Here is a 15,476-nt window from a genome sequence, read left to right as displayed (position 1 = left end):
ACGGAACCCCGGTATCGGGACCACACGCGAAAGGACGAATCGTGGCTACCACGCGCTCTGCACACACCGTCTGGGAAGGCAACCTGCTGGAGGGCAGCGGCGTTGTCACCTTCGACTCCTCCGGGGCCATCGCCGAGCAGCCCGTGACGTGGGCGTCGCGCGCCCAGGACGCGAACGGCAAGACCAGCCCCGAGGAGCTGATCGCCGCCGCCCACTCCAGCTGCTTCTCGATGGCGTTCTCGCACGCCCTCGCCGGCGCCGGAACCCCGGCCACCAAGCTCACGACCTCGGCCGACGTCGTCTTCCAGCCGGGTGAGGGCATCACCGGCATCCACCTCACCGTGGAGGGCACCGTCCCGGGCCTCGACGAGGACGCCTTCGTCGCCGCCGCCGAGGACGCCAAGGAGAACTGCCCGGTCAGCAAGGCCCTGACCGGTACGACGATCACCCTGTCGGCGAAGCTCGCCTGACGTTCGGCCAAGGCTGGTCACGCCCCCTGCCGCGCCCCTCGATGTCCGAGGTGCGCGGCATCGTCGTTTTCGGGTACCCGGTCCGGAGGAAGGATTGAGGAGAAGGCACTCAGGTTTTGTGGTGGAGGGCGGGAAGCGTCCTGGCGGAAGGGGTCAGCTGTGGCACGTGCGGTCGGGATCGATCTGGGGACCACGAACTCGGTGGTCGCCGTTCTGGAGGGCGGTGAGGCCACCGTCGTCGCGAACGCCGAGGGGGCCAGGACCACACCGTCCGTCGTGGCCTTCGCCAAGAACGGCGAGGTGCTCGTCGGTGAGGTCGCCAAGCGGCAGGCCGTGACGAACGTGGAGCGCACGGCCCGTTCCGTGAAGCGTCATATGGGCGACGGGCAGTGGCGGTTCCCCGAGGAGGGGTCCGTGGACGGCACCCGCTACCGCGCCCAGGAACTCTCCGCGCGCGTGCTGCAGAAACTGAAGCGGGACGCGGAGGCGTATCTCGGCGAGGACGTCTCGGACGCGGTGATCACCGTCCCGGCGTACTTCGACGACTCTCAGCGCCAGGCCACCAAGGAGGCCGGGGAGATCGCCGGCCTGAAGGTGCTGCGGATCATCAACGAGCCGACCGCCGCCGCCCTCGCCTACGGACTCGACCGGGGCGAGGAGCAGACCGTGCTCGTCTTCGACCTCGGCGGCGGCACCTTCGACGTGTCGCTCCTGGAGATCGGCGACGGCGTCATCGAGGTCAAGGCGACCAACGGCGACACCCAGCTCGGCGGCGACGACTGGGACCAGCGGATCGTCGACCACCTCGTCAAACGCTTCAAGGGGCAGCAGGGCATCGATCTCGGCAACGACAAGATGGCGCTGCAACGACTGCGCGAGGGCGCCGAGAAGGCGAAGATCGAGCTGTCGAGTTCGTCCGAGACGACCGTCAACCTGCCCTACATCACGGCGTCCGCGGACGGACCGCTGCACCTTGAGGAGAAGCTGACGCGGGCTCAGTTCCAGGAACTGACGGCTGATTTGCTCGACCGCTGCAAGACCCCCTTCAGCCAGGCGATCAAGGACGCGGGTGTGAAGCTCGCCGCGATCGACCATGTGATCCTGGTCGGCGGGTCGACCCGGATGCCCGCCGTCACCGATCTGGTCAAGGAACTCACCGGCAAGGAGCCCCACAAGGGCGTCAACCCGGACGAGGTCGTCGCGCTGGGCGCCACCCTCCAGGCGGGTGTCATCCGCGGCGACGTGAAGGACGTCCTGCTGCTCGACGTCACCCCGCTGTCCCTCGGCATCGAGACCAAGGGCGGCATCATGACCAAGCTCATCGAACGCAACACCACGATCCCGACCCGGCGTTCGGAGATCTTCACGACGGCCGCCGACAACCAGCCCTCGGTCGGCATCCAGGTCTACCAGGGCGAGCGTGAAATCGCCGCGTACAACAAGAAGTTGGGCGTCTTCGACCTCACCGGGCTGCCGCCGGCCCCGCGCGGCGTGCCACAGATCGAGGTCGCCTTCGACATCGACGCCAACGGGATCATGCATGTCTCGGCGAAGGATCTCGCCACCGGCCGGGAACAGAAGATGACCGTCACGGGCGGCTCGGGGCTGCCCAAGGACGACATCGACCGGATGATGCGGGAGGCGGAGCAGTACGCCGAGGAGGACCGGCGGCGCCGGGAGTCGGCGGAGACGCGCAACCAGGCCGAGCAACTCGTCTACCAGACCGAGAAGTTCGTACGGGACAACGAGGAACGGGTGCCGGGGGAGGCGAAGGCGGAGGTTGCCTCGGCTGTTGCCGAGGTGAAGGGGTTGCTCTCCGAGGAGGCCGACATCAGTGCGTTGCGGGCGGGGGTCGAGAAGTTGGCCACTGTCAGTCAGCGGATGGGACAGGCGATGTATGCGCAGGCTTCTCCTCAGCAGGAACCGTCGCCGCAGGCGTCTTCGACGGAGGAGGAGGGGGTTGTGGATGCGGAGATTGTTGATGACGAGCGGGAGTCGGGTGGGGGTGGCGGGAAGGGGCCGGGGGCGTAGGTGCGTTGCGGGGTGCGGGTTCGCTGTGGCTTGTCGCGCAGTTCCCCGCGCCCCTGAAAGACGCCCCCCTGCTCACGGCTTTCTGGCTACCCCTGCGTACACCGGGACGATTCCCTCCGCCTGGGCCTCTACGTCTTCCGGTTCTGGGCGCCATCCGTAGACCGGGATCACGCCGGGGCCGAGTAGTTCCAGGCCGTCGAAGAAACGGTGGAACTCGGTGAGGGGGCGGGGGAAGAAGGGAGTGCCGCTGCGGCGGAAGTGCTCGGCTGCCTTGGCGATGGCCTCGGGGCTGAGGTCCGGGGTGACCTGGGAGAGGATCAGGTAGCTGCCCGGGGCGAGCGCGTCGACGTACGTCTTCAGCAGACCGTGCACGTCGTCGCCGTCGGGGTCGTCGCTCAGGTAGTGGGTCAGCGCGACCAGTGACAGGGCGACGGGCCGGGTGAAGTCCAGGGAGTTGGCGGCGAGGCCCAGGATCTTCTCGGGGTCGCGGGCGTCGGCGTGTACGTAGTCGGTGGTGCCCTCGGGCGTCCCGTGCAGGAGGGCCTGCGCGTGCCGCAGGACGATCGGGTCGTTGTCCGCGTACACCACCTTGGACTCGGGGGCCACGCTCTGGGCCACCTGGTGCAGGTTCGGCTCGGTGGGGATGCCCGTGCCGATGTCCAGGAACTGGCGGACACCGGCCTCGGCTGCGGTCCGCGTAGCCCGCCGCATGAACCGGCGGTTGGCGCGCGCGCCGCGCAGCACCGTGCCGTCCACGGCGAGGATCTTGCGGGCCAGCTCCTCGTCCACCGGGTAGTTGTCCTTGCCGCCGAGCCACCAGTCGTAGACCCGGGCCGGGTGCGGTCTGCTGGTGTCGATACGGGTGGCTGCGCCCTCGGGTCCGGTCATGCCGTCTGTGCTCCTGAGTCCTGGGTCCTGGGTCTGATTTCGGTTCCTGGGGATGGAAGTGGGGGGACGTGGAGCACTTGCTGTGGGGGCGGTGCGGTGGGCAGCAGGGGTCAGTAGCCGTCGCGGTACTCGGCGATGATCTCCTTGGTGCGCTGGGCCGACGCGGCACCCGCCGTCATGTGGTCCAGCACCTCCAGATGCGCGGCGACCTCGCGGCGGGAGTCCAGATAGAGCGCGCCGGTCAGGTACTCGGTGTAGACCATGTCGGGAAGTTCCGGTTCGGCGAAGCGGAACAGTTCGAAGGGCGCCGACGTCCCCGGGTGCGGGCCGTCCCTGAACTCGGCGACCTGGATGGTGACATGGCCGCTCTCCGACGCGTCGAGGAGCCGGTCCAGCTGCTCGCGCATGACCTCGCCACGGATGCTCACGGGCCGCCGCAGTACCGTCTCGTCGACGATCACCCAGAGGTGGGGCGGGTGTTCGCGGGTCAGCAGCTTCTGCCGGGCCATCCGCAGCGACACATGCTGCTCGACCGCCTCGGGGCCCGTGTGCCCGATCGTCCCGGCCTCCATGACGGCGCGCGCGTACTCCGGGGTCTGCAACAGCCCGGGCACGAAGTGCGGTTCGTACGACCGGATCAGCCGGGCGGAGCCCTCCAGGCTCACATGCAGACTGAACCAGTCCGGCACGACATCGGCGAACCGCTGCCACCAGCCGGGCTCGTTCGCCTCCTCGGCCAGGTCCACGAAGACGGCCACCTCGTCCTCGGGCACGCCGTACGCCGTCAACAGCACGTGGACGTACGGGATTTTGAGGGCGACCTCGGCCATTTCCATCCGCCGTACGGTCGCCGAGGCCACCCGCAGCACCCGCGCGGCCTCTTCCCGCTTCAGTCCGGCCGCCTCGCGCAGCTCCTGGAGCCGTCTCCCGAGCACCACTTGGCCCACGGTGGGCGCAGCCCGCCGCTCACTCACGCCACGCCTCCCCTACGCGCCGAAGTACAGCGAGCAGTGTGTCACGTTCCGCTGCCGACCCGACAGGTTCGAGCCACGGAGATCACGGGGATCACGGGGATTACCCGGGAGGTAATCGACCCCGGCGATCCCGCGCGGAAGAGTGGCGGCAACGGGTTCCGGGGCGGCGCACTCCGGTCCGGAACCCGGGTTTCCCCGCATTCCAGCGTTCGTTGCTCGACTTCGACTTCGACTCCGAACTCGACTCCGAACTCGACTCTGATCTCGACTTTGCCTCGACGGAGGGTGATCCGCCATGTCCGCATCCCAGTTCGCCGCATTCGCCGCCCGGACCGCCGAACCGACCGTGATGCTGCGCCGCTTCCTGGCGCTGGACGCGCTGGTGACCGGAGCGAACGCGCTCGCCTACCTGGTGGCGGCCGGTCCGCTCGCCCGCCTCCTCGGCGTCGGCTCGGGGCTGCTGCTCGAACTCGGCCTGGTTCTGGCCGTGTACGCCGGGGCGGTCGGATGGCTGGCCTCGCGCGGGCGGCCCGCCGTGTTGCCGGTGCGGGCCGTGATCGAGGTCAACCTCGCCTGGGCTGTGCTCAGTTGTGTCGCGTTGGCCCTGTGGCTCACACCGAGTACGGCCGGGGCCGTGTGGGCGGTGCTGCAAGCGGCGGTCGTGGCTGGGTTCGCCGCGCTGCAGTACGTGTCCCTCAAGGCACGTCAACTCATCATCGAGTGAAGGTACTTGACCGTCGCCGGGTCGGCCGGGAGGAGGGTTTCGATGGCCAGCTCGGCGACGGTGATGTCCATCGGGGTGTTGAACGTGGAGATCGACGAGATGAAGGAGAGCAGCCGGCCCTCGTGCTCGATCCGCATCGGGAGTGCGAAGTGGGGCATGGGGTCGGCCGTCCGGTCCGCCGGGCTCTCCTCCGTCTCCGGTATCGGGTACGCGGCGACCTCCTCGTACAGCGCGCGCAGCCGTGCCGAGCGGTGCAGGGCTATCTGGCGTTCCATCTGGGCGAGCAGGTGCCCGCGCCACTCGCGGAGGTTGCGGATGCGCGGGGCGAGGCCCTCCGGGTGCAGGGTCAGGCGCATCGCGTTGATCGGCGGCGTGAGCAGGGACTCCGGGAGGCCGTCGAGGAGCATCAGGATGCCCCGGTTGGCGGCCACGACGTTGTACGTGGCATCGACCACGAACGCCGGGTAGGGCTCGTACCCCTGGATCAGCCGCTCGACGCCGTCGCGCAGGGATTCCAGCGCCGGGTCGTCGAGCGGGGTCTCGCGGTAGCGCGGGGCGTAACCGGCGGACAGGAGAAGGGCGTTGCGTTCCCGGACCGGGACGTCCAGGTGCTCCGCGAGCCGCAGGAGCAGTTCCTCGCTCGGGCGGGAGCGGCCCGTCTCGACGAAGCTGATGTGCCGGGCGGACGAGTCGGCCCGCAGCGCCAGCTCGAGCTGGCTGACGCGCCGCCGCTCCCGCCAGGCCCGCAGCAGCGGTCCGACTCCCTCGTGCGCCGTGTCCTCGGGGCTGCTGGGGCGGGCGGCGCCGCCCGTGGGGACCGTGGTCATACGACGACGGTAGCCGAGAGGCCGCCCGGCACCGTCCTGACCTGGGCTGGAAGGCGCGGCCTGTGGCACGCTGGGAGAGCAACCACATCGCGGAAGGAGCGTGGCCATGCCTGACGAACCGCTGTCGCAGAAGGAGATCGAGGACCGGCTGGCGGAACTGCCGGGCTGGTCGCTCGACGGAGACCGCATCGCCCGCTCCTACCGCCTCGGCTCGCACTTCGCGGCGGCTGCCCTGGTCGTCCACATCGCCCAGGTCCAGGAGGAACTGGGCCACCACTCCGACCTCACCCTGGGCTACAACACCGTGTCACTCACCGTGAACACCCACAGCGCGGGCGGTGCCGTCACGGACCTCGACTTCGCGCTGGCCCGCAGAGTCGAGGACCTCGCACCGGGGCACGGGGCGAGCTGACCGGGGCACGGGATCACGGTCGTGCTGGACTACAACCAGGAGGCCGAGCGGTACGACGCCCTGCGCGGCGGCGAACCCAGGGCCGCCGCCGCGGCGGACGCCGTGCTGAGCCTCGTCCCCGAAGAGGCGCGCAGCCTGCTCGACGTGGGGTGCGGTACGGGCATCGTGACCCGGCGGCTCGCCGCGGCGCGGGCCGGGATGCGGGTGGCGGGCGTCGACCTCACCGACGCGATGGCCAGGCGGGCCGCCGCCCGGCTGCCCGGTGCCGTCGTCCTCGCCGACAGTCGTCAACTGCCCTTTCTGGACGGCCAGTTGGACGCGGTGACCACTGTGTGGGTGCTGCATCTCGCCGGGCGGCCCGAGGACGTCGGGGCCATCGTCGGGGAGTGCGCGCGGGTGCTGCGGCCGGGCGGGGTGTACGTCACCACCGTCGACAAGGGCGCCTCGCACAACGTGGGCAGTGACATCGACGCCGTGCTCGCCTCGCGCCCGTGGCGCGCGGCGCCGGACACGGCGGCTGCCGTCGAGGCGCATGCCGTCGGGCACGGGCTGGTACCGGCCGGGGAAGCCCGGTTCCGGGGGCGCGGGCAGGGGCGCAGTCCCCGCCGGGCCGTCGCCGACCTGCGGCGCGGCTGGTTCATGACGCTGCCGCCGGGCCACCCCCTGGCCGACGGCTTCGCCGCCCGCCTGGAGGCGCTGCCCGACCAGGACCGCCCCCGGCCGGACCCGGTGTTCACACTGCGGGCGTTCCGGAAGCCGTGGCCCTCCTGAGAAGAGGCTCACCCGGGAGGCGGTGACTCGGCTGAAGGCCATCGTCCAGTCGGGCACCCGGGCCGCCCCGCCGTGGACCGAGATCTCATGCTCCCAGCGTGCCGTGCGGTCCGGGATCCCCGACCGGGCGAACCGGTGGAGCGGCGGCTCAACTTGGCGCATCCGGGCGGCAACTCCCTTGCGAGCGGCGGCGACTGACGAGTGGAACCCGTCCGCCCCTCAGGAGGTAGGTACCGTGCAGCACCCGCAGCCGCACGCACAACCCCGTCCCCTCACCCCGACCCGCACGAGACGCCGGACCCTTCTGTCCGCCGTAGCCGCCGGAGTTCTCGCCGCCGCAGGGCTCATGTCGCTCTCCGCCGCACCGGCCGAGGCTGCCACCGCCCGCCAGGTCGAGGCGCTCGACCGGGGTGTCGTCAGCGTGCACACCGACAACGGCAACCTGGTCAGCTGGCGCTGGCTCGGCACCGACCCGAACGACGTGTCCTTCAACGTCTACCGGGCCGGTACGAAGGTCAACTCGACGCCGGTCACCGGCTCCACGAACTACTTCCACTCCGGCGCCCCGGCCCAGGCCGACTACACGATCCGTGCCGTCGTCGGTGGCGTCGAACAGGCCGACTCCGTCCACGCGATCCAGTTCCGCACCGGATACAAGGACGTCCCTATCACCCCGCCCGCCGGCGGCACGACCCCCGACGGCGTCGCCTACACCTACGAGGCGAACGACGCCTCGGTCGGCGACCTGGACGGTGACGGCGCCCTCGACTTCGTACTGAAGTGGCAGCCCACCAACGCCAAGGACAACTCCCAGTCCGGGTACACCGGCAACACGATCGTCGACGGGATCAAGCTCGACGGCACCCGGCTCTGGCGGATCGACCTGGGCCGCAACATCCGCTCGGGCGCGCACTACACGCAGTTCCAGGTGTACGACTACGACGGCGACCGCAAGGCCGAGGTCGCCATGAAGACGGCGGACGCGACGGTCGATGGGACGGGCGTCGTCATCGGCAACTCGTCGGCCGACTACCGGAATTCGAGCGGGTACGTGCTGTCCGGGCCCGAGTACCTGACCATGTTCAACGGGCAGACCGGCAAGGCGATGGGGACGGTGGACTACGTCCCGGCGCGTGGCACCGTCTCCTCGTGGGGCGACTCCTACGGCAACCGGGTCGACCGATTCCTCGCCGGTACCGCCTACTTGGACGGCGCCCGCCCGTCCCTGATCATGGCGCGCGGCTACTACACCCGTACCGTGCTCGCGGCCTGGGACTGGCGGAACGGGGCGTTCACGCGCCGCTGGACCTTCGACTCCAGCTCATCCACCAACACCGGCAAGGGATTTGACGGCCAGGGCTCACACAGCCTGTCCGTCGGGGACGTCGACGGAGACGGCAAGGACGAGATCGTCTACGGGGCGATGGCCGTCGACGACAACGGCAACGGCCTCTGGACGACCAAGACGGGCCACGGCGACGCCCAGCACCTCGGCGACCTGGACCCGGCGCACGCGGGCCTGGAGTACTTCAAGGTCTCCGAGTCGACCTCCCAGCCGGCCGAGCTGTACATCAACCCGGCCAACGGCACGGTCAATTGGAGCATCGCAGCCTGCTGCGACAACGGTCGCGGAGTCGCCGGGGACATCTGGGCGGGCAACGACGGGGCGGAGGTCTGGTCGGCCTCGGACTCGTCGATCCGTGACGAGGCCGGCGCGACGAAGGGCCGCGAACCCTCCTCCGTCAACTTCCTCTCCTGGTGGGACGGCGACCCGGTCCGCGAACTCCTCGACGGCACCCACATCGACAAGTACGGCACGTCCTCCGACACCCGCCTCCTGACCGGCGCGTCCGTCCACTCCAACAACAGCACGAAGGCGACTCCGGCGCTCTCCGGGGACCTCTTCGGCGACTGGCGCGAGGAGGTCGTCTGGGCGACGAGCGACAACACGGCCCTGCGCATCTACTCGACACCGACCGAAACGACGACGAGGATCACCACCCTCCTCCACGACACGATGTACCGCACGGGCATCGCGTGGCAGAACACCGCATACAACCAACCCCCACACCCCAGCTTCTTCATCGGCAACGGCATGCCTACGGCACCGAGGCCGACGGTCTATACGCCGTGACGTCGTGAGGGCGGCCGCCTGCGTACTCCGGGCGGCCGCCGCTCATTCCTCGGGGGCCTTGATGATCTTGCCGCTCTCATCGAGGGTGTGGGTCTCCCAATAGACGTCCCACTTGTCGCCGACGTGCTCGGGGACCTTGCCCTCCGGGTAGCGGACGTATCCCTTCGGGGGCTCCTCGCCGTTGGGGACACAGGCGCTGCCGGTGCTTCCCACGGCGAGGACCGGATAGTCGTCGCCGCCGCAGCTCGACTGCTCGATCGAGCAGCCGGTCAGCACGACGGCGGTCACGCCGGTCATGGCGAGGAGCGACAGAAGGCCGGCTCGGCTGGTCCTACGCACAGGTGACTCCCTCTTGGTGTGGTGTGCGACCAGCTTGTGCGACACGAGGAATCCCGGCATGAGTACGTCTACTCAGAAACTCCGGGACGGAGGACGCGTACCGCCCTAGGTACGCGTCCTGGGTGCTCAGACGACCGTGCAGCTCTGGTCGCCCAGCTTGAACGCGGCCGGTTTCCCGTTCGCCCCCGACCAGCTCCCCGTGAACCCGAAGCTCACCGACGAACCCGCCGCCACGTTCGCGTTCCAGTTCACGTTCTTCGCCGTCACCGTCGCACCCGACTGGGTGTACTCGGCGTTCCAGAGCTGGGAGACGGTCTGGCCGTTCGGGAAGGACCAGCCAAGTGACCAGCCCGTCCAGGCAGTTGTGCCTGTGTTGCTGAGCTGCACGTCCGCCTGGAAGCCGCCCGACCACTCGCTGGTCACCTTGTACGTCACCGCGCAGGCCCCGGTCGGGGTCGGCGTCGGGTCCGTGCCACCCCCGCCACCGCTCGAGTCCGACGACTCGCCGTAGACGACACCGCGTCCGTTCGTCGCCACGTACACGCGCCCGTACACCCTCGGGTCACCGGTGATCGCGCCGCCCGTCCAACCCCACTGGTGGGCATCGTCGTTGATGCGTGTCCAGGTCGTGCCCTTGTCCGTGGAGCGGAAGATGCCGCGTATGCCGCCGATCTTCGCGCTCGTGTAGAGCGTCTGGTACGTCGCTCCCGTCGCCGCCTTGCCGAAGCCGATCGTGTCGGCCTGCTCGACGTTCGACAGCTTGGTGAAGGTCGTACCGCCGTCCGTGGAGTGCCACAGGCCGTACGCCCCGTCCGTCGCGCCGCCCGCCAGCCAGATGTCGCCCTTCGTGCCAGGCAGCGCCTTGAAGCGCACACTGTCGCCGGCCGGGAGGCCTGTGGCGGCCGATGCCGTGAACGTTGCTCCGCCGTCCGAACTCACATAGAACCTGCCCGACTTGAAGCCGTAGAACGTTCTCGGGTCCACTCGGTCCGATTCCACGACCGCACCCGCCGGGATGCCCGTCGAGGCCGACCACGACGTACCGAAGCCTGTCGTGTACTGCACGCCCGTGCCCGCCGGGCTCCACACGAACCGGCTGCCGTCCGACGCCGACGCGATCGTCCCGCCGCCCGAGACACCCGAAGGGTCCGTCCCCGCAAACCAGTTGGCGCCGTTGTCCGTCGAGAACGCGACATGCGGACCCGAGTCCAGGTTGCCGACGCGGGCCACGATCCCCGGGTTGGTCTCCGCGTAGTCCAGGCTCGTCGTGGACGTGAAGTTCGGTGAAGTGAACATCATCGAGGGGACCTTGGTGAGATCCGTGTGCCGGAAGCCGCCGATGTCGCCGAGTGCGCTGAGAAGCACGGCTCCGCCCGACGGGGGAGCCGCCAGGTCGTTGACCGCCGTCTCCTCCAGGCCCTGGACCATCGGCCTGATGCTGAACTGGCCGCCGCTGTCCCAGTTCGTGAGGTTCTCCGTGCCGTAGATCGTCGCACCCGTTCCGTACATCATGCGGTTCGAGTTGAACGGGTCGATCTCCAACGACTCCGTCATCCACCCCAGTTTCGGGCTCTGTTCGGGCGGCGACGGGTTCGCGCCGAAGGTCAGCCATGGCGAGGACGAGACATCCATCGTGAAGCGGTTCGAGCGGTTGGGGTACGACGTGTAGTCCCAGGCCTTTGTCCAGGTGCCGCCGCTGTCCGTCGACCGGAAGAGCTGGGTGTCCGGCCACCACGAGCTGTACGCCGTCGCCATCACCGTGCCCGGCTTCTGCCGGTCGATCGTCAGACCGCTGAAGCCGTAGTAGGTGTCCGCCTCCGCGACCGGGCTGATGTTCGTCCAGGTGCCGGTCGCCGTCGCGTACCGCCACAACTGGCCCTTGCCACCGTCGTACGGGCCGCCCTTGTCGCTGTACGGCAGGTACAAGTAGCCGTTCGTGGCGTCCAGTACGCCCTTGTGGGCCAGATAACCGGTGGGCTGGCCGGCCACCCTCGACCAGGTCGCGCCAGCGTCCGTCGAGCGGTACACCGCGTTGTCCTTGTCGGCGACCCCGACGTAGATCGTGCGGGTCGTGCTCCCCGCCGTACCCGTCGACTCGTCGAAGGTGACCCAGACGATCCCCTGGTTGTCGCTGGCGTACCCGCTCGTGTCGGTCGGATCCTGCGCGTAGTTGCCGACGTTGGGGAAGTTCGCCACCTGCGACCAGGTCGCCCCCGAGTCCGTCGACCGCCACAGGCCCTTGCCGCTGGGTGCGCCCAGGTACAGCACGCTGTTCCTGTTCGGGTCGACCGCGAGGCGCTCACCCATGCCCCGGCCGGGCATGTTGCCGCCCAACTTGAAGGGCAGGTCGGCCCGTTGCCAGCTCGCGCCCCGGTCGCCGGACCTCAGCACGGCACCGTTTCCGGGGTCCCAGCTGTTGGTGTACGTGCCGACAGCCGCGTACACCTTGTTCGGGTCGACGGAGTCGGAGGCGAGGCTGACCACACCGGTGTGCCCCCAGCGGTCCCAGCCGACCGAATCCAGCAGAGGGGTCCAGGTCTTCGTCGACTCCTGCCAGCGGTAGGCCCCGCCGATGTCCGTACGGGCGTACGCCAGGTTCCTCTCGGCCCGGTTGAAGACGATGCCGGGGACGAATCCACCGCCGTCGATCCGGGCGTTCTTCCAGGTGTACGTGTCGGCGGCGAGGGTCACTTCAGCGCTGCTGGGGGCGGCGAGCGCGAGCGGGCCGCCGGTCAACAGGCCTGCGGTCAGGGCCAGTACGGCCGTGAGGATACGGGTTCTTCGCATGGGGGTCCTTTCCGGGTGGGGGGATTCGGGAAGGTACGAGTGGGGTGGTAAGCGCTTTCCTCGTATGGCGAGAGTTGCCGGGCGACCCCCAGTGCGGGAAGGGGCCGCCCGGCGCGGTACGCGGAACTCAGGTCCTGGTGGACCTGACGGGGGCTATTCGAGAAGCTCCGCGTACGAACCCATGGCGAGGGCTATGTCCGCCTGGGCCCAGAACCGGTGGTACGTGAACGAGGGCGCGGCGCCGCCCGCCAAGTACGCCTCGATCTTGGACCAGTTGGGGTCGTCCTCGTAGAAGGAGCGGATCGAGTCGAACGTCGACGACGAGTTGATCGCGTCACCGTTCGGCATCGTGCCGGTCCAGCCCGACGGCACGTAGACGCCGTCGTCGAAGCGGTTGTAGTCCGCGCGGGTCTCCGGGACGGCGATGCCCAGGGTGTCCTGGTGGTTGGCCCACATGCCGTCAAGGAGCGCCTTCGCCGTCGTCGCCGCCTCGGTGTCACCGGAGCGGTCGGCGTAGTACGTCAGCGTCTTCGCGTACGCCGCCGCCACACCCACGTCGTTCGTGTAGTCGGCCACCGTCACGTGAAGTCCCGCATTGGCGCCCGGAGTCGACGCGTTCCAGGTGTCGGGGGCGCCCGACCACTGGAGTGTCGACGGGATCCGGTATGTGCCGTCCGGGTTGATGGTCGTCTTGGACAGCGCCCAGTCGACCCACTTGTCCAGGACGGTCTTCGCCGCCGCGTTGCCCGTCTGCTGGTAGTACTCGGCCACCCGCTCCATGGACCACGCCTGGAAGCCGAACCACTGGTTGGACGGCGGGTCGTGGTACACCGGCTGCTGGTCGTAGTACATGCCGTAGAAGGTCGGCGTACCGGCCGGCGGGGTCGCGTAACGGCCCGCCCAGCTGTTGGTCGCGCCGCCCGCGATGCCGCCCTCGTTGGACTGGAGCCAGCGGTAGAACTCGATCTGCCGGGTGAGGGAGGTCGCCCAATCCGCCTGTCCCGTCGTCGACTTGGGCTTCAGGTCGGCGTACGAGCTGAGCGCGTAGGCCGCCAGGGGGTTCTGGTAACCGCCGTGCGTGTGGCTGGAGCCGATGCGCCAGGCCCAGCCCGCCGCGGTGTCGGTGGCGCCGCCCCACGCGTAGTACCAGGACATCAGATAGTGCGAGGCGTCCTTGCCGGTACCGGCCGGGCAGGTCGTCGGTCCGACACAACTCCCTATTTTCTTGAAGTACTTGTCGTACATGGAGTAGCGCAGATAGTCGCCCATCTTCGCCGCCTTGCCGACGGTCGCCGAGACGTCGGCGCCCTTGCCCTGCTGCTTGGCCCAGATGTCCGCCCAGTACGCGGCCTGCACGGCGCGCGCGTCGGCGTCCGGGGCGTTGGTGAACTTCCACTGCTTCGCGTACGACGCGTCGCCGGTGAACAGGTCCAAGTACCCGTTCGTGCCGCCGTACTTGAAGGCGTCGCAGGTCGGCTGCGGAACCGTCTCCCACACCGATTCCTGCGGTCCGCGCTGGAAGGTGTTGATGTAGGAGGGGCCGGTGTCCGCCGGACCCGCCTCGCACTTGCCGGGCGAGTTGCCGTAGCCGTAGACGTTGTCGACGTCCTGGAGCCAGTGCATACCGTAGACGTCGTCCGTGCCGTACGCGGTCTTCAGCTCGGCCGCGATCGGGTCGGGGCCGACCGAGACGGCGGTGTTGAGCGCGGCCGGGTACTGGTTCGGCAGGTCGTACTCGGGGGCGTACGTCGCCGGTTTCGACGCGTTGTAGAAGGAGTTGGTCGGCTGGTCGGCATGGGTGGGGATCATGTACTGCTCCATGATCGACCAGGCGCCGTTGAACTTGCTCCAGTCGCCCGTCACCTTGCCGTACATCGCCTGGAGCCACAGGAGGTAGCTGTACGCCTCCGACGTGGTGTCGTGGCCATGGTCCGGCGCCTCGACGATCAGCGTCTCGACCGAGTGGTAGGGGATGCCCTCGGGGGAGAAGTAGCCGCTCGCCGGGTTGGTGATCTTGCCGTAGAGGCTCAGGAAGCGGGCGTCGTACACCTTCGAGGCGGCCAGCTCGGTGACGGTGACCGTCGCCTTGGCGTGGCCGGTGGCCGTCGAGTCGAAGGCCGCCGTTCCGGTGCCCGTCGCGTTCGCGGTGATGGTCACCTTCTGGGCCGTGTTCCAGTTCGCCGGTGTGAAGGTGAGCGAGGCACCGCCCGTCACCGACAGGCCCGTGTTGCCGCTCGCCCGGGCCGTCGTCACGGTCACGTTGGCGCTCGGCTGCGTCGACAGCTTCACGTCGTACGTCGCCGACTGGCCCTGCTGCACGCCGAGTTGGGTCGGTACGGCGACCACGGCGGGACCCGAGGCGACCGTGATGCCGACCGGCGTGGAAGGCGCCGAGGCGCCCAGGCTGTCGTATGCCTTCGCCAGCAGTGAATGGGCGCCCACGGCCAGCCCGGTGGCCGCGTACGTGTACGGCGCGGTCGTGTCCGTGCCGAGCAGTGTGGTGTCGTCGTAGAACTCGACCTTGGTGATCGTCGCGCTGTCCGCCGCCGCTGCCGTGGCCGCCATCGGCACCGCGTCACCCTGCGAGTAGACGGCGCCCGCGGCCGGGCTGGTCAGCACGGTCACCGGCGGCTGATGGGCCCCGGCGCAGGTCGTGCCGTTGACCGCGAACGAGGTCGGCGCCGCGTTGGCGCCGCTGTACGTGAACTGCCCACCGGTGCTGACCGCCGCGCCGGCGGCGATCGTCGCGTTGTACGTGGCGTTCTGCACGGTGACCGTCTGGCCGGACTGGGACCAGGTGCCGTTCCAGCCATTGCTGAGCCTCTGGTTGCCCGCGTAGGCGTACGTCAGTGTCCAGCCGTTGATGACGTCCGTACCGCGGTTGGTGATCGTCAGATCCGCGGTGAAACCGGACCCCCAGTCATTCGTTTTGTAGTCGACGCTGCACTGAACTGCCGCCGCCTGCGCGGGAGTTGTGCCTGTTGCGAGCATGGTCAGGGGAAGGGCGAGGGCCGCCACGACAGCGGTCCAGAACCGCCGCGCGACGCGGCGTCTGTGTCGGGGGTGCATGGTGCTGGTTCCTCCTAGCGGCTCGGAGGTGCTCGTGGAGAAGTGGGGAG

At 69.2% G+C, this 15,476-nt stretch carries 12 protein-coding genes; 6 read left to right on the top strand and 6 right to left on the bottom strand.

The window, feature by feature from the left end:
* Positions 1–41 precede the first annotated feature (41 nt).
* Positions 42–470: an OsmC family protein gene (locus ACWDR4_RS39475; RefSeq protein WP_235473852.1), complete on the top strand. Its 429-nt coding sequence runs from the start codon at positions 42–44 to the stop codon at positions 468–470.
* 159 nt (positions 471–629) lie between these two features.
* Entirely contained in the window at positions 630–2,501 is a 1,872-nt protein-coding gene (dnaK, locus tag ACWDR4_RS39470; protein ID WP_450415703.1) for a molecular chaperone DnaK, read from the top strand.
* 72 nt (positions 2,502–2,573) lie between these two features.
* Here dnaK and ACWDR4_RS39465 read toward each other — a convergent pair whose 3' ends face one another.
* Positions 2,574–3,389, bottom strand: a complete 816-nt coding sequence (locus ACWDR4_RS39465) for an SAM-dependent methyltransferase (protein ID WP_450415701.1) — start codon at positions 3,387–3,389, stop codon at positions 2,574–2,576.
* A 110-nt stretch (positions 3,390–3,499) separates the two neighbouring features.
* Positions 3,500–4,363, bottom strand: coding sequence for a helix-turn-helix domain-containing protein (locus tag ACWDR4_RS39460; protein ID WP_450415699.1), 864 nt, complete (start codon positions 4,361–4,363; stop codon positions 3,500–3,502).
* A gap of 295 nt (positions 4,364–4,658) precedes the next feature.
* Here ACWDR4_RS39460 and ACWDR4_RS39455 point away from each other — a divergent pair, with 295 nt between their 5' ends.
* Positions 4,659–5,087: a hypothetical protein gene (locus ACWDR4_RS39455; RefSeq protein WP_450415697.1), complete on the top strand. Its 429-nt coding sequence runs from the start codon at positions 4,659–4,661 to the stop codon at positions 5,085–5,087.
* Here ACWDR4_RS39455 and ACWDR4_RS39450 read toward each other — a convergent pair.
* Positions 5,069–5,914 (bottom strand): helix-turn-helix domain-containing protein, encoded by an 846-nt coding sequence (locus tag ACWDR4_RS39450; protein WP_450415695.1) that lies wholly within the window; start codon positions 5,912–5,914, stop codon positions 5,069–5,071. The two genes, ACWDR4_RS39455 and ACWDR4_RS39450, sit on opposite strands and share 19 nt — an antisense overlap.
* Positions 5,915–6,020: 106 nt before the next feature.
* Between ACWDR4_RS39450 and ACWDR4_RS39445 the strand changes: the two genes are divergently transcribed.
* From ACWDR4_RS39445 to ACWDR4_RS39435, 3 genes are all read left to right on the top strand, one after another.
* Complete coding sequence (locus ACWDR4_RS39445; protein ID WP_450415694.1) at positions 6,021–6,326, top strand: 4a-hydroxytetrahydrobiopterin dehydratase; 306 nt, start codon at positions 6,021–6,023, stop codon at positions 6,324–6,326.
* Positions 6,327–6,347: 21 nt separating this feature from the next.
* Positions 6,348–7,097, top strand: a complete 750-nt coding sequence (locus ACWDR4_RS39440) for a class I SAM-dependent methyltransferase (protein ID WP_450415692.1) — start codon at positions 6,348–6,350, stop codon at positions 7,095–7,097.
* Between the two features lie 235 nt (positions 7,098–7,332).
* On the top strand, positions 7,333–9,231 hold the full coding sequence (locus tag ACWDR4_RS39435) for a rhamnogalacturonan lyase (protein WP_450415691.1): 1,899 nt from the start codon (positions 7,333–7,335) through the stop codon (positions 9,229–9,231).
* A gap of 42 nt (positions 9,232–9,273) precedes the next feature.
* Here the strand turns inward: ACWDR4_RS39435 and ACWDR4_RS39430 are convergent, their stop codons facing one another.
* From ACWDR4_RS39430 to ACWDR4_RS39420, 3 genes are all read right to left on the bottom strand, one after another.
* Positions 9,274–9,528: an SCO0607 family lipoprotein gene (locus tag ACWDR4_RS39430; protein ID WP_450415711.1), complete on the bottom strand. Its 255-nt coding sequence runs from the start codon at positions 9,526–9,528 to the stop codon at positions 9,274–9,276.
* Positions 9,529–9,696: 168 nt separating this feature from the next.
* Positions 9,697–12,357, bottom strand: coding sequence for a cellulose binding domain-containing protein (locus ACWDR4_RS39425; RefSeq protein ID WP_450415689.1), 2,661 nt, complete (start codon positions 12,355–12,357; stop codon positions 9,697–9,699).
* 153 nt (positions 12,358–12,510) lie between these two features.
* The gene (locus tag ACWDR4_RS39420; RefSeq protein WP_450415687.1) at positions 12,511–15,426 is read right to left on the bottom strand and encodes a glycoside hydrolase family 48 protein; all 2,916 of its coding nucleotides are present in this window, start codon (positions 15,424–15,426) and stop codon (positions 12,511–12,513) included.
* Positions 15,427–15,476 lie beyond the last annotated feature (50 nt).

It is taken from the genome of Streptomyces sp. NPDC000878 (assembly GCF_053599695.1).
Note: the sequence above shows the minus strand (reverse complement) of the source record. Positions and strands in the feature narration are given on the sequence as shown.

Excerpts from the sequence above, each read along its gene's own strand:
- ACWDR4_RS39420 (WP_450415687.1), bottom strand. The coding sequence starts at position 15,426 with ATGCACCCCCGACACAGACGCCGCGTCGCGCGGCGGTTCTGGACCGCT.
- ACWDR4_RS39465 (WP_450415701.1), bottom strand. The coding sequence starts at position 3,389 with ATGACCGGACCCGAGGGCGCAGCCACCCGTATCGACACCAGCAGACCG.
- ACWDR4_RS39425 (WP_450415689.1), bottom strand. The coding sequence starts at position 12,357 with ATGCGAAGAACCCGTATCCTCACGGCCGTACTGGCCCTGACCGCAGGC.
- ACWDR4_RS39455 (WP_450415697.1), top strand. The coding sequence starts at position 4,659 with ATGTCCGCATCCCAGTTCGCCGCATTCGCCGCCCGGACCGCCGAACCG.
- ACWDR4_RS39450 (WP_450415695.1), bottom strand. The coding sequence starts at position 5,914 with ATGACCACGGTCCCCACGGGCGGCGCCGCCCGCCCCAGCAGCCCCGAG.
- ACWDR4_RS39445 (WP_450415694.1), top strand. The coding sequence starts at position 6,021 with ATGCCTGACGAACCGCTGTCGCAGAAGGAGATCGAGGACCGGCTGGCG.
- ACWDR4_RS39430 (WP_450415711.1), bottom strand. The coding sequence starts at position 9,528 with ATGACCGGCGTGACCGCCGTCGTGCTGACCGGCTGCTCGATCGAGCAG.